At 59.3% G+C, this 25,439-nt stretch carries 20 protein-coding genes and 2 tRNA genes; 14 read left to right on the plus strand and 8 right to left on the minus strand.

Going from position 1 to position 25,439, the window contains the following annotated elements:
- Positions 1-4 precede the first annotated feature (4 nt).
- The 14 genes from folP to ACO77H_RS03755 all read left to right on the plus strand — a co-directional run bounded on the left by folP (position 5) and on the right by ACO77H_RS03755 (position 13,508).
- A complete protein-coding gene (folP, locus tag ACO77H_RS03690) occupies positions 5-856 on the plus strand; it encodes a dihydropteroate synthase (RefSeq protein WP_169955081.1) in 852 nt (283 codons plus the stop codon).
- A gap of 16 nt (positions 857-872) precedes the next feature.
- Complete coding sequence (glmM, locus tag ACO77H_RS03695; RefSeq protein ID WP_029298983.1) at positions 873-2,210, plus strand: phosphoglucosamine mutase; 1,338 nt, start codon at positions 873-875, stop codon at positions 2,208-2,210.
- A 66-nt stretch (positions 2,211-2,276) separates the two neighbouring features.
- Positions 2,277-3,032, plus strand: coding sequence for a triose-phosphate isomerase (gene tpiA, locus ACO77H_RS03700; protein ID WP_432755025.1), 756 nt, complete (start codon positions 2,277-2,279; stop codon positions 3,030-3,032).
- Positions 3,033-3,036: 4 nt separating this feature from the next.
- Positions 3,037-3,420, plus strand: coding sequence for a preprotein translocase subunit SecG (secG, locus tag ACO77H_RS03705; RefSeq protein WP_029298979.1), 384 nt, complete (start codon positions 3,037-3,039; stop codon positions 3,418-3,420).
- Between the two features lie 20 nt (positions 3,421-3,440).
- Positions 3,441-3,526, plus strand: a tRNA-Leu gene (locus tag ACO77H_RS03710).
- A gap of 96 nt (positions 3,527-3,622) precedes the next feature.
- Positions 3,623-3,699: transfer RNA gene (locus ACO77H_RS03715), tRNA-Met, on the plus strand.
- Positions 3,700-3,839: 140 nt separating this feature from the next.
- Positions 3,840-4,298, plus strand: a complete 459-nt coding sequence (gene rimP / locus ACO77H_RS03720; RefSeq protein ID WP_032867412.1) for a ribosome maturation factor RimP — start codon at positions 3,840-3,842, stop codon at positions 4,296-4,298.
- 59 nt (positions 4,299-4,357) lie between these two features.
- Complete coding sequence (nusA, locus tag ACO77H_RS03725; RefSeq protein WP_038445977.1) at positions 4,358-5,839, plus strand: transcription termination factor NusA; 1,482 nt, start codon at positions 4,358-4,360, stop codon at positions 5,837-5,839.
- A 27-nt stretch (positions 5,840-5,866) separates the two neighbouring features.
- The gene (gene infB / locus ACO77H_RS03730) at positions 5,867-8,386 is read left to right on the plus strand and encodes a translation initiation factor IF-2 (RefSeq protein WP_169955079.1); all 2,520 of its coding nucleotides are present in this window, start codon (positions 5,867-5,869) and stop codon (positions 8,384-8,386) included.
- Positions 8,387-8,545: 159 nt separating this feature from the next.
- Positions 8,546-8,941, plus strand: a complete 396-nt coding sequence (rbfA, locus tag ACO77H_RS03735; RefSeq protein ID WP_029298974.1) for a 30S ribosome-binding factor RbfA — start codon at positions 8,546-8,548, stop codon at positions 8,939-8,941.
- Positions 8,942-8,944: 3 nt separating this feature from the next.
- A complete protein-coding gene (gene truB / locus ACO77H_RS03740) occupies positions 8,945-9,862 on the plus strand; it encodes a tRNA pseudouridine(55) synthase TruB (RefSeq protein WP_169955078.1) in 918 nt (305 codons plus the stop codon).
- A gap of 159 nt (positions 9,863-10,021) precedes the next feature.
- Entirely contained in the window at positions 10,022-10,291 is a 270-nt protein-coding gene (rpsO, locus tag ACO77H_RS03745) for a 30S ribosomal protein S15 (RefSeq protein ID WP_003177875.1), read from the plus strand.
- Positions 10,292-10,485: 194 nt separating this feature from the next.
- On the plus strand, positions 10,486-12,591 hold the full coding sequence (gene pnp / locus ACO77H_RS03750) for a polyribonucleotide nucleotidyltransferase (protein ID WP_169955077.1): 2,106 nt from the start codon (positions 10,486-10,488) through the stop codon (positions 12,589-12,591).
- Positions 12,592-12,887: 296 nt separating this feature from the next.
- Complete coding sequence (locus tag ACO77H_RS03755) at positions 12,888-13,508, plus strand: BON domain-containing protein (protein ID WP_029298967.1); 621 nt, start codon at positions 12,888-12,890, stop codon at positions 13,506-13,508.
- Between the two features lie 289 nt (positions 13,509-13,797).
- On the opposite strand, the gene ACO77H_RS03760 is transcribed toward ACO77H_RS03755, so the two are convergent.
- The 8 genes from ACO77H_RS03760 to folK form a co-directional block, all read right to left on the minus strand.
- The gene (locus tag ACO77H_RS03760) at positions 13,798-16,731 is read right to left on the minus strand and encodes a DUF748 domain-containing protein (protein WP_169955076.1); all 2,934 of its coding nucleotides are present in this window, start codon (positions 16,729-16,731) and stop codon (positions 13,798-13,800) included.
- 107 nt (positions 16,732-16,838) lie between these two features.
- On the minus strand, positions 16,839-17,855 hold the full coding sequence (locus tag ACO77H_RS03765) for a class I SAM-dependent rRNA methyltransferase (protein ID WP_169955075.1): 1,017 nt from the start codon (positions 17,853-17,855) through the stop codon (positions 16,839-16,841).
- Positions 17,856-17,981: 126 nt separating this feature from the next.
- Positions 17,982-18,851 (minus strand): oxygenase MpaB family protein, encoded by an 870-nt coding sequence (locus ACO77H_RS03770; RefSeq protein WP_432755026.1) that lies wholly within the window; start codon positions 18,849-18,851, stop codon positions 17,982-17,984.
- A 15-nt stretch (positions 18,852-18,866) separates the two neighbouring features.
- Positions 18,867-20,804, minus strand: a complete 1,938-nt coding sequence (gene acs, locus ACO77H_RS03775) for an acetate--CoA ligase (RefSeq protein ID WP_432755027.1) — start codon at positions 20,802-20,804, stop codon at positions 18,867-18,869.
- A gap of 122 nt (positions 20,805-20,926) precedes the next feature.
- Entirely contained in the window at positions 20,927-22,591 is a 1,665-nt protein-coding gene (gene pgi, locus ACO77H_RS03780) for a glucose-6-phosphate isomerase (RefSeq protein WP_172314667.1), read from the minus strand.
- A 354-nt stretch (positions 22,592-22,945) separates the two neighbouring features.
- Positions 22,946-23,800, minus strand: coding sequence for a pantoate--beta-alanine ligase (gene panC / locus ACO77H_RS03785; RefSeq protein WP_170058506.1), 855 nt, complete (start codon positions 23,798-23,800; stop codon positions 22,946-22,948).
- Positions 23,797-24,597: a 3-methyl-2-oxobutanoate hydroxymethyltransferase gene (gene panB / locus ACO77H_RS03790; protein WP_169955070.1), complete on the minus strand. Its 801-nt coding sequence runs from the start codon at positions 24,595-24,597 to the stop codon at positions 23,797-23,799. The genes panC and panB overlap by 4 nt, the downstream gene beginning before the upstream one ends.
- Before the next feature lie 350 nt (positions 24,598-24,947).
- Entirely contained in the window at positions 24,948-25,436 is a 489-nt protein-coding gene (gene folK / locus ACO77H_RS03795; protein ID WP_170043564.1) for a 2-amino-4-hydroxy-6-hydroxymethyldihydropteridine diphosphokinase, read from the minus strand.
- Between the last annotated feature and the right edge of the window lie 3 nt (positions 25,437-25,439).

Here is a 25,439-nt window from a genome sequence, read left to right on the forward strand (position 1 = left end):
TGAAATGACTTCTGTGTTGTCCTCCACCCGGTTGCCTTGCGGCAACCGGGTTCTTGATTTGGCCCGTACCCACGTTATGGGCATTCTCAACGTAACCCCTGATTCCTTTTCCGACGGTGGTCGCTTCAGCCAGCTGGACGCGGCTTTGCGTCATGCAGAGGCAATGGTGGCTGCGGGTGCGACCATTATCGATGTCGGTGGTGAGTCGACCCGGCCTGGAGCACGTGCTGTTTCCCCGTTGGAGGAGATGGAGCGTGTTGCGCCGATTGTCGAGCGAATCCATCGTGAGCTGGATGTCATCATCTCGGTAGATACCTCGACGCCCGCCGTCATGCGTGAGACCGCGCGACTCGGCGCGGGGCTGATCAACGATGTGCGCTCATTGCAGCGCGATGGTGCGCTGGATGCTGCTGCTGCCACCGGGTTGCCTGTGTGCCTGATGCATATGCTTGGCGAGCCCGGGACGATGCAGGACGCCCCGCACTACGACAACCTGGTTGAAGAAGTGACGGAATTTCTGGTGAGTCGCATTGCCCAATGCGCCGTTGCAGGAATTGCACCTGAGCGGATCATTCTCGACCCGGGGTTTGGTTTTGCCAAAACCCTGCAGCACAACTTGAGCCTGTTCAAACATATGGAGTCGCTGCATGCCCTTGGTCGCCCCCTGTTGGTTGGGGTGTCACGCAAGAGCATGATAGGCATGGCCTTGAATCGTCCCGTGGGCGAGCGCCTGTATGGCGGCCTGGCCCTCGCGGCACTGGCCGTGGCCAAGGGCGCGCGCATTCTGCGGGTGCATGATGTGGCCGAGACAGTTGACGTAGTGCGGATGATCGAAGCGGTAGAATCAGCCGAATAAGAATGATGGAGCACTTATGACAAAGAAATATTTTGGCACCGACGGTATTCGTGGTCGGGTCGGCGAATTCCCGATCACTCCGGATTTCATGCTCAAGCTGGGCTGGGCGGCCGGGATGGCCTTTCGCAGCATGGGCGCATGCCGCATCCTGGTCGGCAAGGACACGCGGATCTCCGGTTACATGTTCGAGTCTGCGCTGGAGGCGGGCCTGTCCGCTGCCGGGGCTGATGTGATGTTGCTGGGGCCGATGCCTACGCCGGCGATCGCTTATCTGACGCGTACCTTTCACGCTGAAGCCGGAATTGTGATCAGCGCTTCGCACAATCCCCATGACGACAATGGCATCAAGTTTTTCTCGGGCCAGGGCACCAAGCTGCCGGACGAGATCGAACACATGATTGAAGAGCTGCTGGATGCGCCGATGACCGTCGTCGAGTCGAGCAAGCTGGGCAAGGTATCGCGGATCAACGACGCGTCGGGTCGTTATATCGAATTTTGCAAAAGCAGCGTGCCTACCAGCACCAATTTTGCCGGGCTCAAGGTGGTCATCGACTGTGCCCACGGTGCCACCTACAAGGTCGCTCCCAGCGTATTCAAGGAATTGGGCGCCGAGGTCACCGTGCTGTCGGCTCAGCCTAACGGCCTGAACATCAACGACAACTGCGGTTCGACCCACATGGGGCAATTGCAGGCAGCGGTATTGGCCGAGCACGCGGACCTGGGTATCGCCTTCGATGGTGACGGTGATCGCGTGCTGATGGTCGATCATACCGGCGCCATCGTCGACGGTGACGACCTGCTGTTCATCATTGCCCGCGACCTGCATGAGCGTAACAAGCTCCAAGGCGGCGTCGTCGGTACCTTGATGAGTAACCTGGGGCTGGAGCTGGCCCTGGCCGACCTGGGGATCCCGTTCGTGCGCGCCAATGTTGGCGACCGCTACGTGATTGCCGAGCTGCTGGAGCGCAACTGGGTGGTGGGTGGCGAGAATTCGGGCCATGTCGTGTGCTTCCAGCACACCACCACCGGTGATGCGATTATCGCGGCGCTGCAGGTACTATTGGCCCTGCGTCGCCGCGAAGAAAGCCTGGCTCAGGCGCGCCAGGCGCTACGCAAGTGCCCTCAAGTATTGCTCAATGTGCGTTTCTCGGGTGGTGAAAACCCTATCGAGCACCCGGCGATCAAGGAAGCCTGTGAGCGCGTTACCGTCGCCATGGCGGGGCGTGGCCGGGTCTTGTTGCGCAAGTCGGGGACCGAGCCTTTGGTGCGTGTGATGGTTGAAGGCGATGACGAAACACAGGTTCGTGGCTACGCCGAAGAGCTGGCAAAACTGGTAACTGAAGTTTGCGCCTGAATTCGGCTTGCCAGTGATGATGTGGTTGGGTAACATCTGCGCCCACTTTGACCGACGAGGTACAGCATGCGTCGCACTATGGTAGCTGGTAACTGGAAGATGCACGGTACCCGCGCCAGTGTCGCTGAGCTGGTCAATGGCCTTCGTCACCTGGCTTTGCCAAGCGGTGTCGATATTGCGGTATTCCCGCCTTGCTTGCATATCAACCAAGTGGTTGATGGCTTGAAAGGCAAGTCGATCCAGGTCGGCGCGCAGAATTCCGCAGTAGAAGCCATGCAGGGTGCGTTGACCGGTGAGGTTGCACCGAGTCAGTTGGTTGATGCGGGTTGTTCCTATGTGCTTGTTGGGCACTCCGAGCGCCGTCAGATGATGGGCGAGCGGGATGGGACGCTCAACCGCAAGTTCGCAGCGGCACAGGCTTGTGGCTTGATTCCAGTGTTGTGCATAGGGGAAACCCTGGAGCAGCGTGAATCGGGCAAGACTCTTGAAGTTGTCTCGCGTCAGCTGGGCAGCATCATCGAGGAGCTGGGTGTTGGTGCATTTGCAAAGGCAGTGATTGCTTACGAGCCGGTCTGGGCCATTGGCACCGGGCTGACTGCTACACCGCAACAGGCGCAGGATGTGCATGCAGCCATCCGCGCGCAGTTGGCGGCAGAGAATTCTGAGGTCGCACAAGGTGTGCGGCTTCTATACGGCGGCAGCGTGAAGGCGGCCAATGCGGTCGAACTGTTCGGCATGCCGGATATCGATGGGGGGCTCATTGGTGGAGCTTCCCTGAATGCAGATGAGTTCGGTGCGATTTGTCGCGCCGCGGGAAACTGAGAAAATGCTGGAAACAGTCGTAGTCGTTTTTCATCTGTTGGGTGCGCTGGGCGTTGTTGCCCTGGTATTGCTGCAACAGGGTAAAGGTGCGGACGCTGGTGCGTCTTTCGGGGCAGGTGCTTCAAATACTGTGTTCGGAAGCCAAGGTTCCTCTACCTTTCTTAGTAAGTTTACTGCTATACTTGCCGCCGGTTTCTTCATAACCAGCCTGGGGTTAGGTTACTTTGCTAAAGAGAAAGCTCATGTGCTAACTCAAGCAGGTTTGCCAGATCCAGCAGTGTTGGAAGTACCAAAAGCAAAACCGGCTTCTGATGATGTCCCGGTGCTTCAAGAGCAAAAGTCGGCTACTCCAGCGACTGACGTGCCTCCAGCTCAAGAGCAGAAGTAAGAAGGTTGTAAACGCTGTATGCCGAGGTGGTGGAATTGGTAGACACGCAACCTTGAGGTGGTTGTGCCCATAGGGTGTAGGGGTTCGAGTCCCCTTCTCGGTACCAATTATCAGGAGAGCCCGCTGTTGCGGGCTTTCTTGTAGGTGGAAGGTTACATTGACCCTGTAAGGGATCGGTCGTATACTTCCGCCCCAGCTTTGTCGCGGGGTGGAGCAGTCTGGTAGCTCGTCGGGCTCATAACCCGAAGGTCGTCGGTTCAAATCCGGCCCCCGCAACCAGTTTTAGCGGAGCCCCTTTTAAGGGGCTTTTTGTTAGCTGGACACTTTCAACGCCGCTGTTCGACGGCGTTTCAAGGATGGGCGTTTCGCCCATTTTTTTATTTTGCACAGCATGCACATACATGCACGAGGGGGTTCAGGTGTCGAGCAAGCTAGAAGAGTTGCAGGCCTTGCTGGCCCCGGTGGTCGTGGCCCTAGGCTATGAATGCTGGGGTATTGAGTTTTCGGCTCAAGGTCGCCACTCAATGTTGCGCGTTTATATCGATAAAGAGGGCGGCGTGCTGGTGGACGATTGTGCCATCGTCAGCCGTCAGATCAGCGGTGTCCTGGATGTTGAAGATCCGATCGCCGTTGAATACACCCTCGAAGTTTCCTCGCCAGGCATGGAACGCCCACTGTTCACTATTGAGCAGTTTGCTAAATATGCCGGTGAACAAGTGAAGATCAAGCTGCGATCTCCTTTTGAAGGGCGACGCAACTTTCAGGGCCTTCTGCGCGGTGTAGAAGAACAGGATGTAGTGGTGCAGGTAGAAGACCACGAGTTCCTGTTGCCGATCGATATGATCGACAAGGCCAACATTATTCCCAGTTTTGACTGAGACGTGCCAGAAACTGCGGATCCCGCGGATCCAATGGCTTGCGAAAGGCGAGGCGTACGATGAGCAAAGAAGTACTGCTGGTTGTTGAGTCGGTATCCAATGAAAAGGGCGTACCGGCTAACGTGATTTTTGAAGCGCTGGAGTTGGCCCTGGCCACTGCTACCAAAAAGCGTTTTGAAGACGAAGTTGATCTGCGTGTGGAAATCAACCGCCACACCGGAGCCTATGAGACTTTCCGTCGCTGGACAGTCGTCGAAGAAGCCGATCTTGATGATCCGGCCATCGAAACCTGGCCAAGCAAGGTTGCGCAAACGCATCCTGGTGCCCAGGTGGGTGACGTCGTCGAGGAAAAGATCGAGTCCATCGAGTTCGGCCGCATCGCTGCACAGACTGCCAAGCAAGTCATCGTGCAAAAGGTCCGCGAAGCCGAGCGCGCTCAAGTCGTTGACGCCTATCGCGAGCGCCTGGGGGAAATCATCTCCGGCACCGTGAAGAAAGTGACCCGCGACAACGTGATCGTCGACCTGGGTAACAACGCTGAAGCGTTGCTGGCCCGTGAAGACATCATTTCTCGCGAAACCTTCCGTGTTGGCGTGCGCTTGCGTGCGCTGCTCAAGGAAATCCGCACCGAGAACCGTGGCCCTCAACTGATCCTGTCGCGTACTGCGCCGGAAATGTTGATCGAGCTGTTCCGTATCGAAGTGCCGGAAATTGCCGAAGGCCTGATCGAAGTGATGGCTGCGTCCCGCGACCCGGGTTCGCGCGCCAAGATCGCGGTCCGCTCCAAGGACAAACGCATCGACCCGCAGGGCGCTTGCATTGGTATGCGCGGTTCGCGCGTCCAGGCAGTGTCGGGCGAATTGGGCGGTGAGCGTGTGGATATCGTGCTGTGGGACGATAACCCGGCGCAGTTCGTGATCAACGCCATGTCCCCGGCCGAAGTCGCGGCAATTATTGTTGACGAAGATGCCCATGCAATGGACATCGCCGTTGGCGCAGACAATCTGGCCCAGGCCATCGGTCGCGGTGGTCAGAACGTGCGTCTGGCCAGCCAGTTGACTGGCTGGACCCTGAACGTCATGACCGAATCGGACATCCAGGCTAAGCAGCAAGCAGAAACCGGCGACATCCTGCGCAACTTCATCGACGAGCTGGAAGTCGACGAAGACCTGGCACAGGTGCTGGTAGATGAAGGCTTTACCAGCCTGGAAGAGATTGCCTACGTACCGGTGGAGGAAATGCTCAACATCGACGGCTTTGACGAAGACACCGTCAACGAGCTTCGCGCTCGGGCCAAGGATCGCTTGTTGACTAAAGCCATCGCTACTGAGGAAAAGCTGGCAGACGCCCATCCGGCCGAAGACCTGCTCTCGCTTGAGGGTATGGACAAGGATTTGGCGATGGAACTGGCGGTGCGCGGCGTAATTACCCGCGAAGACCTGGCCGAGCAGTCTATTGACGACCTGCTCGACATCGACGGCATTGACGATGATCGTGCCGGCAAGTTGATCATGGCCGCCCGAGCCCATTGGTTCGAGTAATTAGGCGCGGCCTGAGGAGAGAAGTGCATGACGCAAGTCACGGTGAAACAACTGGCCGATGAGGTCAAAACACCGGTAGAGCGCCTGTTGCAGCAGATGCGTGAGGCAGGTCTGCCGCACACCGCCGCCGAGGAACATGTGAGCGACAGTGAGAAGCAATCGTTGCTGACTCACTTGAAAAGCAGCCACAAGGCGAAAGTGGAAGAACCGCGCAAGATTACATTGCAGCGCAAAACAACCAGCACCCTGCGGGTGGCTGGTAGCAAAAGCATCAGCGTTGAAGTGCGTAAGAAGAAAGTCTTCGTACAGCGCAGCCCGGAAGAAATCGAAGCCGAGCGCAAACGCGAGATGGACGAACGTCGCGCAGTAGAAAATGCTGCACGTCAGAAGGCTGAAGAAGAAGCCAAGCGTCGCGCCGAAGAAGAAGCGCGTCGCCAGCCTGCTGCTGCGCAATCCGCTACTGATGCAGTCGCCGCTCCTGCCGCGCCTGTTGAAGCTGTGCGTGAGGCCGCTCCTGTTGCCGCCGCACCTGCTCCTGCAGCCGACGCTCGCAAGCGCGACGAACCTCGTCGTCCGGACAAACCACGCGCAGACGATAACAATCGTCGCGGCAGTGGTGATGGTGAGCGCAAAAACGCTCCACATCGTGCTTCGGTCAAAGAGAAAGCGCCTGCTCCACGCGTTGCGCCACGTACTACCGACGAAGAAAGCGATGGCTTCCGTCGTGGTGGTCGCGGCAAGGCCAAGCTGAAGAAACGCAACGCCCACGGTTTCCAGAGCCCAACCGGCCCTGTCGTGCGTGAAGTGAAGATCGGCGAGACCATCACTGTGGGCGATCTGGCCCAGCAGATGTCGGTCAAGGCTGCTGAAATCATCAAGTTCATGTTCAAGCTGGGTACTCCGGCCACCATCAACCAGGTACTGGACCAGGAAACTGCCCAACTGGTTGCTGAGGAGCTGGGCCACAAAGTGACCCTGGTCAGCGACACCGCCCTGGAAGATTCCCTGGCCGAGTCCCTGAAGTTTGAAGGTGAGGCAGTTTCCCGTGCGCCAGTCGTGACCGTAATGGGCCACGTTGACCATGGTAAGACTTCCCTGCTCGACTACATCCGTCGTGCCAAGGTTGCAGCGGGCGAAGCCGGCGGCATCACCCAGCACATCGGTGCCTACCACGTTGAAACCGACCGTGGCATGGTGACGTTCCTCGATACCCCAGGTCACGCCGCGTTTACCGCAATGCGTGCCCGTGGTGCCAAGGCGACCGACATCGTGATCCTGGTGGTTGCAGCGGACGACGGCGTAATGCCACAAACCATCGAAGCCGTTCAGCATGCCAAGGCTGCTGGTGTGCCGCTGGTGGTTGCAGTGAACAAAATCGACAAGCCGGGCGCCGATCTCGATCGCATCCGTAGCGAACTGTCGGTTCACGGCGTGACGTCCGAAGAGTGGGGTGGCGACACTCCATTCGTACCGGTCTCGGCGAAGATGGGTACCGGCGTTGACGAACTGCTCGAAGCAGTCCTGTTGCAAGCCGAAGTCCTGGAACTGACCGCTACGCCATCGGCTCCTGGCCGTGGTGTCGTGGTTGAATCGCGCCTCGACAAGGGTCGTGGCCCGGTTGCGACCGTGCTGGTTCAAGACGGTACCCTGCGCCAAGGCGACATGGTCCTGGTCGGTTCGAACTACGGCCGTGTACGTGCCATGCTCGACGAGAACGGCAAGCCAATCAAGGAAGCAGGTCCTGCTATCCCGGTCGAGATTCTCGGCCTGGACGGTACCCCGGACGCTGGCGACGAGATGAGCGTAGTTGCCGACGAGAAGAAAGCCCGTGAAGTGGCTCTGTTCCGTCAAGGCAAGTTCCGCGAAGTCAAGCTGGCCCGTGCTCACGCCGGCAAGCTGGAAAACATCTTCGAGAACATGGGCCAGGAAGAGAAGAAGACGCTTAACATAGTCCTCAAATCTGACGTCCGTGGTTCCCTCGAAGCGTTGAACGGCGCCTTGAACGGCCTGGGTAACGACGAAGTGCAAGTGCGTGTTGTCGGTGGCGGTGTCGGTGGTATCACCGAATCCGATGCCAACCTGGCACTGGCCTCCAACGCTGTACTGTTCGGCTTCAACGTGCGTGCCGATGCTGGCGCACGGAAGATCGTCGAGCAGGAAGGCCTGGACATGCGTTACTACAACGTCATCTACGACATCATCGAAGACGTCAAGAAAGCCCTTACCGGCATGCTTGGCAGTGACGTGCGGGAAAATATCCTGGGTGTTGCCGAAGTGCGTGACGTGTTCCGTTCGCCGAAGTTCGGCGCGATCGCCGGTTGCATGGTTATCGAAGGTACTGTGCACCGTAACCGTCCAATCCGTGTACTGCGTGAAGACATCGTTATCTTCGAAGGCGAGCTGGAATCCCTGCGCCGCTTCAAGGATGACGCTTCCGAAGTACGTGCGGGCATGGAATGCGGTATCGGCGTCAAGAGCTACAACGACGTCAAGCCTGGCGACAAGATCGAAGTCTACGAGAAGGTCCAGGTTGCTCGCAGCCTCTAACTCGCGCACTTCAGGAGCCACGCCGCGTGTGGGCATGCAAATGTCCCGCGCAGTGTCCGGACTCTAAACGCAACGCCCGGTCTGGCTTTTGTCAGGCCGGGCGTTTGCCGCTTTCAGACCCCACGGGTTTCACCGTGTGGCAGTAACAGGTAACAAGACATGGCAAAAGAATACAGCCGTACCCAACGTATCGGCGATCAGATGCAGCGCGAGCTGGCCCAACTGATCCGTCGCGAAGTCAAAGACCCGCGCGTTGGCCTGGTCACCATTACCGCTGTTGAAGTGAGCCGTGACGTTGGTCACGCGAAGATCTTCATCACCGTGATGGGCCAGGACAACAGCGAAGAGATCGCGCAAAGCATCAAGGTGCTCAACTCTGCCGCAGGCTTCCTGCGCATGCAGTTGGCCCGTGAGATGAAGCTGCGCAGCGTGCCCCAGTTGCACTTCCACTACGACGAAAGTGTCGTGCGTGGTGCGCACCTGTCGGCCCTGATCGAGCGTGCCGTGGCTGAAGACAATCAGCATCCGTCCACACCTGAAGACGCCAAGGAGTAAGCGGTGGCTCAGGTCAAGCGTATCCGTCGTAACGTCAGTGGCATCATCCTGCTCGACAAGCCCATTGGCTTTACCTCCAATGCCGCTTTGCAGAAGGTCCGCTGGCTGCTCAATGCCGAGAAGGCCGGGCACACCGGCAGCCTCGACCCCTTGGCTACTGGCGTATTGCCATTGTGCTTTGGCGAGGCCACCAAGTTCTCGCAATACCTGCTCGATTCAGACAAGGGTTACGAAACCCTGATGCAACTGGGCAAGACCACCACCACGGCTGACGCCGAAGGTGATGTTCTGCAGGTTCGTGACGTGACCGTTGGTCGTGCAGATATCGAGGCCGCTTTACCCGCTTTTCGTGGGCAAATCAGTCAGATACCGCCGATGTACTCGGCTCTCAAGCGTGATGGCCAGCCTCTTTACAAGCTGGCACGTGCGGGCGAAGTAGTGGAGCGCGAACCGCGTTCTGTTACTATTGCGCGCTTGGAATTGCTTGCCTGTGAAGGCGAGACTGCCCGCTTGGCCGTGGACTGCAGCAAAGGCACCTATATCCGTACCCTGGTGGAAGATATCGGTGAAAAGCTCGGTTGCGGCGCGTATGTTGCAGAACTGCGACGCACCCAGGCTGGCCCTTTTACCCTGGCCCAGACGGTCACGCTGGAAGAGTTGGAAGCCGTGCATGCCGAAGGCGGCAATGAAGCAGTTGATCGCTTCCTGATGCCATCGGACAGCGGTTTGCTGGATTGGCCATTGCTGCACTTTTCGGAGCACAGCGCGTTCTACTGGCTCAACGGCCAGCCAGTACGTGCACCGGATGCCCCGAAGTTCGGCATGGTGCGGGTACAAGATCACAACGGTCGCTTTATCGGTATCGGTGAAGTGAGCGAAGACGGGCGCATCGCGCCGCGTCGACTGATTCGGTCAGAATGACCGGAACCAGTTTGTGGTAAAAGCGCAGTAGTTTTTACGCAAGCTGGAACGAGGGTGGCTGTTAACAGGCACGGTCACTACTCATTTTTAGATACAGGGATTTGTCCCTGGCCTGTTGAAACTGCCCTTTGGGTGGTTTCCTGAAAAAAGGATTGCCTCATGGCTCTCGACGTTCAAGAAAAAGCACAAATCGTAGCTGACTATCAGCAAGCTGTTGGTGACACTGGTTCGCCAGAAGTGCAAGTTGCGCTGCTGACCCACAACATCAACAAGCTGCAAGGTCACTTCAAGGCCAACGGTAAAGATCACCACTCCCGTCGTGGTCTGATCCGCATGGTAAACCAGCGTCGTAAGCTGCTGGACTACCTGAAAGGCAAGGATCTGGGTCGTTATCAGACTCTGATCGGTCGCCTGGGTCTGCGTCGCTAATCAGCGATTGCGCTAGAGGTTGGTTGGCTGTCGTGTGTCAGTGGGTTTCCCGCTGGCCCATGGCAGGCTTCCAGCCTCAAGTTTTATCTGGATACACGTTTTACCCTGGACAGGCGTTGGGCCGACTCCCGACATTGCCCAAGAATTTCGCAAGAAGACAAGTTCCCCAAGAGCCACAAAGAAGGTAGGACACCGTGAACCCGGTTATCAAAAAATTCCAGTTCGGTCAGTCGACCGTTACCCTCGAGACAGGCCGTATTGCCCGTCAAGCCTCCGGCGCAGTGCTGGTCACCGTTGACGACGACGTTACCGTACTGGTGACCGTTGTAGGCGCAAAGACCGCTGACCCAAGCAAAGGCTTCTTCCCTCTTTCCGTTCACTACCAGGAAAAGACTTACGCTGCCGGTAAGATCCCTGGTGGTTTCTTCAAGCGTGAAGGCCGTCCTTCCGAGAAAGAAACCCTGACTTCCCGACTGATCGACCGTCCGATCCGTCCGCTGTTCCCAGAAGGCTTCATGAACGAAGTGCAGGTTGTCTGCACCGTCGTTTCCACCAGCAAGAAGACCGATCCGGACATCGCTGCGATGATCGGCACCTCGGCTGCCCTGGCCATCTCCGGTATTCCTTTCGATGGCCCGATCGGCGCAGCCCGTGTTGCGTTCCACGAAAGCACCGGCTACCTGCTGAACCCGACTTACGAACAACAGAAAGCTTCGAGCCTGGACATGGTCGTTGCCGGTACTTCGGAAGCCGTGTTGATGGTTGAATCGGAAGCCAAAGAGCTGACCGAAGACCAGATGCTGGGCGCTGTACTGTTTGCTCACGACGAGTTCCAGGTTGTGATCAACGCTGTTAAAGAACTGGCTGCTGAAGCTGCCAAGCCAACCTGGACCTGGGCTCCTGCGCCTGAAGCCACCGCACTGCTGGGCACTATTCGCTCCGAGTTCGGTGCTGCGATCTCCGACGCCTACACCATCACCATCAAGGCCGACCGTTACGCTCGCCTGGGTGAACTGAAGGACCAGGTTGTTGCCAAGCTGTCCGGTGAAGAAGGCCAGCCTTCTTCCAGCGAAGTCAAAGCAGCCTTCGGCGAAATCGAATACCGCACCGTTCGCGAAAATATCGTTAACGGCAAGCCACGTATTGACGGTCGCGACACCCGCACCGTACGTCCGCTGAACATCGAAGTCGGCGTTCTGCCGAAGACCCACGGTTCGGCCCTGTTCACCCGTGGTGAAACCCAGGCCCTGGTAGTCGCGACTCTGGGTACTGCCCGTGACGCACAGCTGCTGGACACCCTGGAAGGCGAGAAAAAAGACCCGTTCATGCTGCACTACAACTTCCCTCCGTTCTCGGTAGGTGAGTGTGGTCGCATGGGTGGTGCTGGTCGCCGCGAAATCGGTCACGGCCGCCTGGCCCGTCGTTCGATTGCAGCCATGCTGCCTGCCGCCGACGTGTTCCCGTACACCATTCGTGTTGTGTCGGAAATCACCGAGTCCAACGGTTCCAGCTCCATGGCTTCGGTCTGCGGTGCTTCCCTGGCTCTGATGGACGCCGGCGTTCCGATGAAGGCACCGGTTGCCGGTATCGCCATGGGCCTGGTTAAAGAAGGCGAGAAGTTCGCCATCCTGACCGACATCCTGGGCGACGAAGACCACCTGGGCGACATGGACTTCAAAGTAGCCGGTACCGCCAAAGGTGTGACCGCGCTGCAGATGGACATCAAGATCAAGGGCATCACCGAAGAGATCATGGAAATCGCTCTGGGCCAAGCCCTGGAAGCGCGCCTGAACATCCTCGGCCAGATGAACCAGATCATTGGTCAGTCCCGCACCGAACTGTCGGAAAATGCTCCGACCATGATCGCGATGAAAATCGACACCGACAAAATCCGTGATGTCATCGGTAAAGGCGGCGCGACCATCCGTGCGATCTGTGAAGAAACCAAGGCCTCGATCGATATCGAAGACGACGGTTCGATCAAGATCTTCGGCGAAACCAAGGAAGCGGCTGAAGCTGCACGTCAGCGCGTCCTGGGTATCACCGCAGAAGCCGAGATCGGCAAGATCTACGTCGGTAAGGTTGAGCGCATCGTCGACTTCGGCGCATTCGTCAACATCCTGCCTGGCAAGGACGGTCTGGTTCACATCTCCATGCTGAGCGATGCTCGCGTTGAGAAAGTGACCGACATCCTCAAAGAAGGCCAGGAAGTGGAAGTGCTGGTACTGGACGTGGACAACCGCGGCCGTATCAAACTGTCCATCAAGGACGTAGCAGCAGCCAAGGCTTCGGGCGTTTAATCACTCCCAGGCTTCACGCTGAAAAAGAGGACTCTTCGGAGTCCTTTTTTTTGGACTGCGGGAAAGTGAAGGTAAATCAGCCGTTTAGCCCAGGACAAAAGCCGCAACTTGCATGCAGGCACGACGGGCTTCATGCAAGTTGCACGATTTCGAAAAAACAGCATTTATATAAGCTATTGATTTATAAGGGTTTATTTAAATTTTTGGACTTGGCACACTGTCTGCACTATTCCTGTTAACGCTGCAGTATGAAGGTTCACACGCTGCAGACTTTCAATAAAACAGGAGTTACTCGTATGAAGAAGTTCGCTCTCGCTACTGCTACCGCTCTGACCCTGGCCATGGGTGCTAACGTGGCCTTTGCCCAAACTTCCCAAGCTCCAATGACTCTGGCGGCTGGTGAAGCCACCAAAGCGAAAGAAAGCGTTTCGGATACTTGGATCACCACCAAAGTTAAATCTGATCTGCTGACTGAAAAAGGTATTCCTGGTTCGGACATCAAGGTTGAAACCAACAAAGGTGTGGTTTCCCTGTCGTCGACTGTAGCCATTTCGGATTCGCAGAAAGCAACCGCTGTAGCGATCACCAAGAAAATCAAAGGTGTAACCGCGGTTTCTGCTGACGGCCTGCTGGCTGGCGGCGCCACCAAGGCAGACAACATCGACAAAACCAAAAGCGCAGCAGCAGGCGCCAAAGAGTCCACTTCGGATACCTGGATCACTACCAAAGTGAAAGCTGACCTGGTAACCGAGAAAGGCATTCCAGGTACCGACATTAAAGTCGAAACCAACAAGGGCGTGGTTTCCCTGTCCTCTTCGGTCGCTGTGACTGAAGCGCAGAAAACTACTGCGGTGAATATCACCAAGAAAATCAAAGGCGTTAAAGCTGTATCGGCCGACGGCCTGAAAGCAGAGTAACGTGTAACCATTCGACTGGACCCAGGCGGCCACGAGCGAGGCAGATATCCGCTCAATGCACCTTACAGGTTCATGCGACCGACCACAGGGAAGTGGTCACTACGGGCCCCGGCACTTGTGTCGGGGCCCGTTTTATTGTGGCGGGGAATACATATTTGCCGATTTTTGAGATCAAATGTGGGAGCTGGCTTGCCTGCGATGACGGCGTATCAGTAGTAAGCAGGCTGGCTGACCCACCGCCATCGCAGGCAAGCCAGCCCCCACACTTTGCACTTATGGTGCCCGGTAGTTACTCGGCATCCAGGTGCATTGGCGTAACAACCCGGCCATCTTTCTCTGCCTGCCCAAGGTTGGCATCAATGAAGTACACCCGGTCATCTTCCAGCTGGCCCTTGTCGACCAGATAGTCTTTGATCGTGCTGGCGCGGTCCTGGCCCAGTTGGCGTAGCAGCACGTCACTGGCGCTCCAGAACTTGATCACGCCGTCACGCAGCTTCGACGAGCGCTCATCGCTACCCAGGTTTTTCCACTCGGCCGGTGGCTGTTGCTTCAAGCGAGTGCGGTAGATGCCTTCGAGCAGCGGGGCTTTTTCCTTTTCCGGTACTTCGAGCAACGACGCCTGGGCCGGGACTTTATCGCCACGGCGCTGGAGTATCTTGTAGTAGTTGTACTGATACTCGCGCTCAAGCCGCTCGGCAGCCAAGAACGGGCCGTCGCTGCTGGCTGCCGCGGTGCCTTCGATCTCCAGGCGCAGGGCAGGGCGCTCCTTGAGGGCCTTGGCGAGGCTGTCTAGGGCCGACTCGGCGTCCTTGTTCAGGGCGCTGGAGCCTGCGGCGAACGACACATTGCCCAGGTCTTGCGAACCGCCACCCGTCACCAGCCCGCCAATGAACTTGAACGGCGCCGTCGCCGCGCGTACCACCAGGTTGCGCAGGGTTTGCCAGACAATCGGCATCACGCTGAATTGCGGGTTGTTCAAGTCGCCGGTCACCGGCAATTCGATGGAAATCTTGCCGTCGGTGTCCTTGAGCAGGGCAATCGCCAGGCGAATCGGCAGGTCCACCGCGTCCGCACTGTCGACTTTCTCGCCCAGTTGCAGTTGCTCCACCACTACCTTGTTCTCGGCCTTCAGCTGGCCTTTGGTGATCACGTAGTGCAGGTCCAGGTTGAGCCGGCCCTTGCGGATACGGAACCCGGCAAACTTGCCCGAGTAAGGTGTCAGGGTGGTCAGTTCGACGCGTTTGAAGCTGGTGGCGATATCCAGTGCGGCCATCGGGTCAAACGGGTTCACGCTGCCCTTGATGGTTACCGGCGCATAGCGATCGACCTTGCCCTTGATATCGACGCTGGCCGGCTTGGCCTGGCGGCTGTCGATGGTGCCGATCTGGCCATTGAGTTGCTGGATCGCCGTGGCGAAGTTCGGTGTCAGGCTGAAGTCGGCAAAGTTGGCCGAGCCATCATTGATCGCGATCTGGCCGATACGGATGCCCAGGGGCTTCTCGTTGCTCGCGCTGGATTTGGCCGTCGATTTGGCACCGCTGTCGGCCGGCTGTGGGATCAGCAGGTCATCGACGTTGGTGGTGCGGTCATCGTTGATCATAAAGCGCGCATAGGGTTGCAGCAGGTTGATCTTGTCGATCGACAGGCTATTGCCGTGCTGGTAGTTCAAGCCCTCGACCACCAGGCGCTGCCACTTGAGGAAGTCACGGGTCTTGAGAGTATCGAGGGTGTGCAGTTGGTCCACTTGCGCGCGGCCGGTGATCTGCAGCGCAAGGGGCTCGGTACTCTTGAGGTTCACGTCCAGGTTGCTGCCGAGCATGCCGCTACGCAGTTCCAGGCGGATAAAGGGGCTGATATAGGACTGGGCAACCCGCAGGTCGATATCCTTGGTGTCGACCTTCAGCTTGGCGCTGACCGGGTTGAGGTTGACCTGGCCGCTCGCCTGGATCTTGCCCTGCTTGCCCAGGCCACTGTCGATCTTCAGCGTGAAGGGGCTTTGATTGAGGCTGTCGAAATCTTGTACATCGACATTCAGCGGGCCCAGCTCCAGTGCTACCGCAGGTTTTACCTGGCGATCAGCCAGATGCACCTGGTAGTTGCGCAGTTGCACATCCTTGAGCAGCACTTGCCAAGGCTTGCTCGGTGCTGTCGGTTCGGGTTTTGGCGAGTCGGCCGTGGCGGGAGCGCTTGCTGGCTCAGGCTGGGTGGCCGGCTTGCTCGGCTGGCTGGCGAACAGTTTCTGCCAGTCCAGTTGGCCGTCGGCTTCGCGGGCGGCCCAGGTTTCGAGCTTGTTACTGCGGATCTTGCCCACGATCACTTGCTGCTTGGCCAGGTCGATCGAGGTTTCGCTGACATCCAGGCGCTCCAGGCGCGCCAGTGGCCGGCCATCCGGGGCCTTGATCGCAAAGGGAGCGATGCTCGCGGAGACGTTGGTCAGGTTCAGTTCGGTTTCTTTGGCCAGGTTCAGCTTGTAGTCGGTGCTGAAGTTGAGGATGCCGTCTTCCAGGACCAGGGGCACGGCGTCCCGTACATAGGGCCACCAGACTTTCATCTTGCCATCCGTGACCTTGAGCTTACCCTCGGAGGCGATCGGCACCAGGCTGAAATTACCGGTCCAGTCGATCTGCCCACCCTCGGGGCCGGCGGCGACCAGGGTCATGTCGGCGTTGTCTTCGGGCAGGGTGCTGAGGTTTTTCAGTTCGAAGTCGAGTTTGTCGTAGAGAAACTCGATAGGTTCGCTGGGGCGCACATCTTCGAAGTGCACGTAGCCGCCCGCCAGCTTGATGCGCTCGATGCGCAGCGGGAACGGTTTGCTCTCGGGGTCATCGGGCGTCGGTTCGCTCGGCGGCAACTTGAACAGTTGCGCCAGGTTGAGCGTGCCGGCTTTGTCGAAGAGGATTTCGGTCTTCGGCTTGTCCAACTGCACATCGGCCAAGTGCAGGGCGCGAGTCCAGAGGCTGTCGATCTGCAGGTTGGCGTAGAGGCGATCAAAGCCCACCTGTTCCTTGCCCGGCTCACCGATTTTCAGGCCCCAGAGGGTTAGCTCCAGGCTGAACGGGTTGAGTTCGATACGCTCGATACGGGCCGGCACGGTGGCGTAGTTGGCCAACTGTTGGTTGGCCACGCGAAGCGCAATACCGGGCAAAATCAAAAAGCCCAGCAAGCTGTAGAGTGCAAGGGCGGTCAGCAAGGCGCCTGCGGCGCGAATCAATCCTTTGGGCATGGGTGACGCCATCTATGTCGATCAAGAGTGCCTTGGAGTATGGCACGGGTTTACGGTTCCGAAGAACCGAGCCTTTATTACGCCAGTCCAGGCCTTTCAGGGCAATCCTACAGCTGCAGGATCAGGGTCTTCAGAGGAGGCTGCTGGTCTTGTGAGGGAAAGTCAGCGCCGGGCGTCATCACTTTCCAGTCGAGTACCGGCCTGCCGGCCTTTTCAGCGCAACGCAAGACCTGCTCGCGCCAATCATCCATGCTGACTTTTGCCAGGTTGTTGCAGCAGATCAGCACGCCATTGTCTGCGGTGGCCAGCAGTGCGGGCTTGAGCAGGCTTTGGTAGTCGCGCAGCAGGTCCACGGTGCCAAAGGCGCTCTTGGCCCACGCCGGTGGGTCGAGCAGCACCAGGTCATATTGCCGTTGCTCCAGGCGTGGGTAGCTTGGCAGTTTTTGCCCGCGACGCTGGGTGATCGGCAGCCCGGCCAACTGGCGGATTGCCGGGAAGTAATCGGACTGTACAAACGTCATGGCTGGCAGTTGCGGGTTCAACTCGCCGTTTTCGCGACCGACCGCCAGGTTGCCCTCGGCAAAGTCCAGGTTGCACACCTCGCGGGCCCCACCGGCCGCTGCGCTGAGGCCGACGCCGCAGGTGTAGGCAAATAGGTTCAACACACTTTTGCCGGCACTGTGCGCCTTGACCCAGCCGCGGGTGTTGCGCAGGTCCAGGAACAGCAGCGGATCCTGCCCGGAGTGGCGACCGCGCACGCGATAGTTCAGGCCCCATTCATGGCCGACCAGGTCTTCCAGAGCTGCGGGTTCGGCGCGGTACACCGTGTCTTCGCGGTCGATACGCGAGTTGCCTCGGGAGCGGTCGTTATAGACCAGCAGCAGTTCCAGCCCCAGGTACTGGTTGATCATCAGGTGCAACTGCAGCAGCGCATCGCTATCTAGCGATTGGTGAAAGCTCTGCACCATCAATTGCGGGCCGTAGCGGTCGATGGTCAAGCCACCGGCACCTTCCTGGCTGCCATGGAACAACCGATAGCAATCGGTGCCTTGGGCATGCAGCTCGGCGAGCAGGTCTTGGCGGTGATCGAGGGCGGCGCGCAGCGCCTGATTCAGGGACGACATGGAGCGCGCCTTGCTGGGGAATTGAAGCGCGCAAGTTTAACAGCTCCTGTGGGCGCCGGCTTGCCAGCGATGGCGGTGGAGCAGGAATCGCTATCGCTGGCAAGCCAGCTCCCACAGGGTGTGTCGTTACAGCAGGCCCATCCGCCTGTGGGCGCGTTGCACCGAGCCATTGCGCATCGCCCAGCGTAGCAGCGGCGCGCTACGCCTGACCCCGGCGCGGATCAACTGGCGTTGCAGCGGGCTTTGCTGCTGCCCCAGCATGTCACCCGCCCAGTCCGGCAGCAGGTCGATGCCGGCTTGCATCATCAGCGCCCCGAACGGCTTGGCCAACGCGCTGGGAGCCGGGGCATCGAGCAACAGGCGCAGTACTTCGCGGCTGCGTTCGTCACACAACAGTTGTGGGCGAATACGTTGCAGATAATCAGATATTTCCTGCCTTGAACGCGGCACATGCCGAGCCCCCAGTTGTTCGGCGACCAGGGCTATCTCGCTGTAGTAGCGGTCCTGGTCCCTGGGTGATAACCCCGGGTTTTTGTAGCGCAGGTGCGCCGCCAGAAAGCTGCTGACTTCGGCGACGTGGACCCAGGTCAGCAATTGCGGATCACTGGCGGCATAGGGACGCCCATCCGGCGCGTGCCCGACCACCTGCAGGTGGATGGTGCGCACTTTTTCGATCAGCCACTCGGCATCGCGGCGCGAGCCAAAGGTGGTGCCGGAAATAAACTGCGACGTACGGCGCAAGCGCCCGAGCATGTCCTGGCGAAAGTTGGAATGGTCCCACACGCCGGCCAGCGCCAAGGGATGCAGCGCTTGCAACATCAAGGCGCTGATGCCGCCGATCAGCATGCTGCTGAAGTCACCATGGACCTTCCAGCTCACCGAGTCCGGCCCGAACAGCCCCGGATCGCCCTTGGGGCTTTCCAGGTCCAGGTTGCCCAGGGACAGGCCCGTGAGGCTCATCAACTGGGATTCGATACGGTTGCGCAGAAATTCCATGTGGCTTGAGGGTTCCTATCGGTTCAGGCGCTTGTCGATCAAGCCGTCGACCACGCTCGGATCGGCCAGGGTCGAGGTATCGCCCAGGCTGTCGAGCTCGTTGCAGGCGATCTTGCGCAGGATACGCCGCATGATCTTGCCTGAGCGGGTTTTGGGCAAGGCTGGCGCCCATTGGATCAGCTCGGGCTTGGCGAAACTCCCGATTTCCTTGCTGACCAGGTCCAGCAGGTGTTTTTTCAGTTCGTCGCTGGGCTCGACGCCATTCATCGGCGTGACAAACGCATAGATGCCCTGGCCCTTGAGGTCATGGGGATAGCCGACGACGGCGGCTTCGGCCACTTTGTCGTGCAGCACCAGCGCGCTTTCCACCTCGGCGGTGCCGATGCGATGGCCGGAGACGTTGATCACGTCATCGATGCGCCCGGTGATCCAGTAGTCGCCATCCTCATCGCGCCGCGCGCCGTCGCCGGTAAAGTAGTAGCCGGGGTAAGGCTTGAAATAGGTGTCGATCATCCGCTGCGGGTCGCCATACACACTGCGGATCTGCCCCGGCCAGCTGGCTTTGATCGCCAGGACGCCACTGCCGGCGCCGCTGATTTCCTTGCCCTGTTCGTCGAGCAATACCGGCTGCACCCCAAACATCGGCTGAGTCGCGCAGCCAGGCTTGATGCGCTGGGCGCTGACCAGCGGGCTGAGCATGATGGAGCCGGTCTCGGTCTGCCACCACGTATCGACAATCGGGCAGCGCTGCTCGCCGACGGCATTGAAATACCATTCCCAGGCTTCCGGGTTGATCGGCTCGCCGACACTGCCGAGCAATCTCAGGCTGGCCCTGGACGTGTTCTCCAGCGGGCCATGGCCCTCACGCATCAAGGCCCGCAGGGCGGTGGGCGCGGTGTAGAAAATATTCACCTGATGTTTGTCGATCACTTGCCAGAAGCGCGAGCTGTCCGGGTAACTCGGCACGCCCTCGAACATCAGGGAGGTGGCACCGTTGGCCAGTGGCCCGTACACGATATAGCTATGGCCCGTGACCCAGCCGACGTCGGCGGTGCACCAGAACACTTCGCCCTCGCGGTAGTCGAGCACGTACTTGAAGGTCATTGCCGCTTGCAGCAGATAGCCACCGGTGGTGTGCAGCACGCCCTTGGGCTTGCCGGTACTGCCGGAGGTATAAAGAATAAACAGCGGGTCTTCGGCGCCCATCGGCTCGGGCGGGCATTCGCCGCTGGCCGCGTCCACCGCCTGTTGATACTTGAGGTCGCGCCCCTCGGTCCAGGCCACTGCGGCGCCGGTACGCGCTACCACCAGCACCGTCGTGACATTCGGACAACTGGCCAGGGCTTTATCGACATTCTGTTTCAGTGCCACCGGCTTGCCGCCGCGTACACCTTCGTCGGCAGTGATCACCGTGCGGCAGTCGGCATCCAGAATGCGATCGCGCAGGGCATCCGGTGAGAACCCGCCAAACACCACCGAGTGCACCGCGCCAATTCGCGTGCAGGCCAGCATTGCGTAGGCGGCCTGCGGAATCATCGGCATGTAGATACACACCCGGTCGCCTTTCTTCACGCCACGGCTTTTCAGCACATTGGCCAGGCGGATGACGTTTTGATGAAGTTGGCGGTAGGTGATTTTGGACGATTTTGCAGGATCGTCGCCTTCCCAGATAAAGGCCGGCTGATCGGCACGTTGCGCCAGGTGCCGATCAATGCAGTTGTAGCTGACGTTCAACTGGCCGCCGGCAAACCACTGTGCGGCGCCGGTGTGGATATCGCAGTGTTGGACGGTTTGCCAGGGCGTGATCCAGTCGAGCAGCGCCTTGGCCTGTTCGGCCCAGAAAATATCGGGGTGTTCGATGGATTGCCGATAGAGGCGCTGGTAGTCCTCTTGACTGAGTTGCGCAGCCCGGCGCACGGCATCGGCATGGGGAAACTGGCTGATATCGAACATTAGGGATCCCTCTTCTTGTTATAGATACAAGAGTTCAAGGCTGGTCCCTGTGGGGGCTGGCAAGCCAGCTCCCACAGGGGGCGCTTGTGCAGGTTCAATCCCTGATTGTAGTGCCGATCACATCAACCGCGGTGACGACCACGGAAGTAGTTGATCAAGCCCTGGGTCGAGGCATCGTCGGCCAAGGTTTCCTCGGCGCCCGTCAGGCGGTTGTAGACGCCCTTGCCCAGTTCCTTGCCCAGCTCCACGCCCCATTGGTCAAAGGCGTTGATGCCCCAGATAACGCTCTGCACGAACACCTTGTGTTCATACATTGCCACCAGTGCGCCCAGGCGACGCGGGCTGATCCGCTCGACCACCAGGGTGTTGCTCGGGCGATTGCCCGGGATCACTTTGTGTGGGGCCAGTTTCTGCACTTCGTCTTCGGCCATGCCTTTGTCACGCAGCTCGGCTTCGGCTTCGCTGCGGGTCTTGCCGAGCATCAAAGCCTGGCTCTGGGACAGGCAGTTGGCATACAGCCACTGGTGATGGTCGGAGACCGGGTTGAAGCTGACGATCGGCACAATGAAGTCGGCCGGGATCAACTGGGTGCCCTGATGCAGCAACTGGTGGTACGCGTGCTGGCCGTTGCAGCCCACGCCGCCCCAGATAACCGGGCCGGTATCGGTGGAAACCGGCGTGCCGTCCTGGCGTACGCTCTTGCCGTTGGATTCCATGTCCAACTGTTGCAAGTGCTTGGTGATGTTACGCAGGTAGTGGTCGTACGGCAGGATCGCGTGGCTCTGTGCGCCCCAGAAGTTGCCGTACCACACACCCAGCAGGCCCAGCAGCACCGGCATGTTTGCCTCGAACGGCGCGGTCTGGAAGTGCTGGTCCATGGTGTAGGCACCCGACAGCAGTTCCTTGAAGTTGGACATGCCAATGGCCAGGGCGATCGGCAAGCCGATGGCCGACCACAGCGAGTAACGGCCGCCGACCCAGTCCCACATCGGGAAGATGTTCTCTTCACGGATACCGAAGGCCACGGCTGCCGCGTTGTTGCTCGACACGGCGATGAAGTGGCGATACAGCTCGGCTTCGGAGCCGCCCTGGGCCAGGTACCAGGCGCGGGCGGCCTGGGCGTTTTTCAGGGTTTCCAGGGTGTTGAAGGACTTCGACGAGACAATAAACAGTGTGGTCTCGGCGCGCAGCTTCTGGGTCAGTTCGTGGAACTCACTGCCGTCGATATTCGCCAGGTAGTGGCAGCGCACGCCTTTATGGGCGTAGGACAACAGCGCTTCAGAGACCAGCTCCGGGCCGAGGAACGAACCACCGATGCCGATGTTGACCACGTCAGTGATCGGCTTCTCGGTGTAGCCGCGCCACAGGCCGTCGTGGATGCGGCCTACCAGGTCGGTGATCTGGTTCAGCACCTTGTGCACGTCGGGCATGATATTGGTGCCGTTGACCGACAGCTTGTCGCCCACCGGACGGCGCAATGCGGTATGCAGCGCCGGGCGCCCTTCCGAAGAGTTGACCGACTCGCCGTCGAACAGCGCCTTGATTGCGCCCTTGAGGTCGACTTCGTTGGCCAGGCCCACCAGCAGGTCGCGGGTTTCAGACGTAATCAGGTTTTTCGAGTAGTCGAGGAACAGTCCGCAGCTGCTCAAGGTGAACTGGCCAAAGCGCTGGGGATCGGCATTGAACGCTTCGCGCATGCTGAAATCCTGCATGGCTTGGCGGTGTTGATTGAGCGCTTGCCAGGCGGGCAGAGCGGTAACGTCATGAGGAGTGCGGTAATACGCCATCGCTGCGGGTTTCCTTTTTATTACTGGGACTACTTTTGGGACACTTGAATGTCCGGAACGTCCGACTTTTATCAAGCAGGCACTGAGAAACGGCGGGTTCCGGTCGAATGCGTCAACGCCAACACTAGCGTCGGGCGTTTACATTAAACCTAGCGTGTCGATATGTCTTGGCTTTGTCTGCGCACAGGCCGGTACTTTTTTATACCGGGGCCTGGGAGGCGCTACAAACCGAATGTGGGAGCGGGCTTGCTCGCGATGTTGGTGGGTCAGCGACAAATACATCGACTGACAGTCCGCCATCGCGGCGATGCGGCGACCCGACAAGCCCGCCCCCACATGAGGATATTGCCAGGCTTAAACGCTGAGGTTGAGGTGCAGGTTGTCGATCAACCGGGTCGCGCCCAGGTACGCGGCGACCAGGATCACCACATCACGATCCTCGGCGGTTGCCGGGCGCAGATGCTGGCCCTGGCGAACTTCCAGGTAGTCTATGCGCAGGCCGGCGGCCTCGATGTGTTGGACCTGCTCGGCCCGCAGCTTGGCGAAGTCGCGGTCGCCATTCTCAATGGCAGTGGCGATATGACTAAGGCTGCGGAACAGCACCGGGGCGATGGCGCGCTGCTCTTGCGTCAGGTAACCGTTGCGCGAGGACAGCGCCAGGCCGTCCTCGGCGCGCACGGTGGGTTCGCCAATGATCTGGATCGGCATGTTCAGGTCGCGCACCATGGCGCGGATCACCGCCAGTTGCTGGTAGTCCTTTTGCCCGAACACCGCCAGGTCAGGCTGGACCATGTTGAACAACTTGCTCACCACCGTCGCCACACCCTCGAAGTGCCCCGGACGGCTGGCGCCGCACAGGCCTTCAGACAGTTGTGGCACGCTGACCCGGGTCTGCACGGTCATGCCGCCTGGGTACATTTCGTCGACCGTGGGTGCGAACAGCAGGTTGCAGCCCGCCACCAGCAGCTTTTCCTGGTCGGCGGCGAGGGTGCGCGGGTACTTGTCCAGGTCTTCGCCGGCGCCAAACTGCAGCGGGTTGACGAAAATGCTCGCCACCACGAAGTCGGCTTGCTCGGCGGCGCGGGTCACCAGCGTGGCGTGGCCCGCATGCAGGTTGCCCATGGTTGGCACGAAGCCGATGCGCTTACCGGCGCTGCGCGCGTGAGTGACCGCGGCCCGCAGTTCGCGCAGGGTTTTTACGGTGTTCATGCAGAGAATCCGTGTTCGGTGCCTGGGAAGGTGACGGCTTTGACTTCGGCGACATAGGCACCCAGCGCGGCGTGGATGCTGTCCTGGCCCGCCATGAAGTTCTTCACGAACTTAGGTGCGCGGCCGGTGAGGTTCAGGCCGAGCATATCGTGCAACACCAAGACCTGGCCGTCGGTAGCGCTGCCGGCGCCAATACCGATGACCGGGATTTTCACCGCCTGGGTGATTTCTGCGGCCAGTTCGCTTGGCACGCATTCGAGCAGGATCATTGCCGCGCCGGCCTGCTCAAGGGCGATGGCATCGGCGCGCATCTGCCGCGCCTGGGCTTCATTGCGACCCTGGACCTTGTAGCCACCGAGGATATTCACCGACTGCGGTGTCAGGCCCATGTGCGCACACACCGGCACGCCGCGTTCGGCCAGCAGGCGGATCGACTCGGCGAGCCATACGGCACCTTCCACCTTGATCATATGTGCCCCGGCCTGCATCAGCTTGCCGGCATTCTGGAAGGTCTGCTCAAGCGTTGCGTACGCCATGAACGGCAGATCGGCGATGATGAACGCACCCTCGTTGCCGCGCTTGACGCTGGCGGTGTGGTAGGCGAGTTCATCGGTGGTGACCGGGAGGGTGCTGTCATTCCCTTGAAGAACCATGCCCAGGGAGTCGCCCACCAGTAACACCTCGACGCCGGCCTGGCAGCAGGCCTGGGCGAAGGTGGCGTCATAGCAGGTCAGCATGGCGATTTTTTCACCCTTGAGTTTGAGGCTCTGCAAGGTGGTCAAGGTAATGTCTGGCATGAAAAGGGTCCTCGTTCAGGCGCTTGGAAACAGCGAGTAACGCGCGTGAGTCTTCGTTTATACAGGCGCACTTTCTTCAGAGCAGTGCTTATAAGGCCTGGATTGCGCCCTTCAGCGCCGGGTTGGCGGCAGCGGGACGCCTATAGTCGTGAGGAGGACTCTGGAAGTCAATTGGATGTGTTACCGCATTGTTACGAGGTAGGTGTTACCGCTGTTACTGATGCGATTCAGCAGGCTGTAATGCTTTTTGGCTGGCGCTGAGGATCAATGTAGGAGCTGGCTTGCCTGCGATGGCATCACCGCGGAGTGTCAGGCAGACTGCGGTGATGCCATCGCAGGCAAGCCAGCTCCTACAGGGATTGAGGCAGGCGTTCCAGGCCGACGAACGGGCATCCGGCGAGCAGATCACTGAGTAGACGGCCGTCAGGCAGTTGCAAAGTGGCAGGCGCCAGTTCGGCAAGTGGATACAGCACAAACGCGCGCAGATGCATTTGATAGTGCGGCACCTTGAGGCGCGGCTCATCAATCAGGCGATCGCCAAACAGCAGGATATCCAGGTCCAGCGTGCGTGGGCCCCAGCGTTCAAGGCGTTCGCGGCCCTGGTCGTTCTCGATGGCTTGCAGCGCATCCAGCAGATCCAGTGGCGTGAGGGTGCTGTCCAGCGCCGCCACCGCGTTGGTGTAGCGCGGCTGGCCAGGAAGCAGGGAATCGCTTTGATAGAAGGCAGAAACACCGACGAGTGTGGTGTTCGGCAACTGCGCCAACGCCTCGATGGCGTTGTGCAATTGCTGCTGCGGGGCAGCGAGGTTGCTGCCCATGCCGATGTAGATCCGTTCCACCGT

This window comes from Pseudomonas sp. WMBT8 (assembly GCF_050916005.1).
GTDB lineage: Bacteria > Pseudomonadota > Gammaproteobacteria > Pseudomonadales > Pseudomonadaceae > Aquipseudomonas.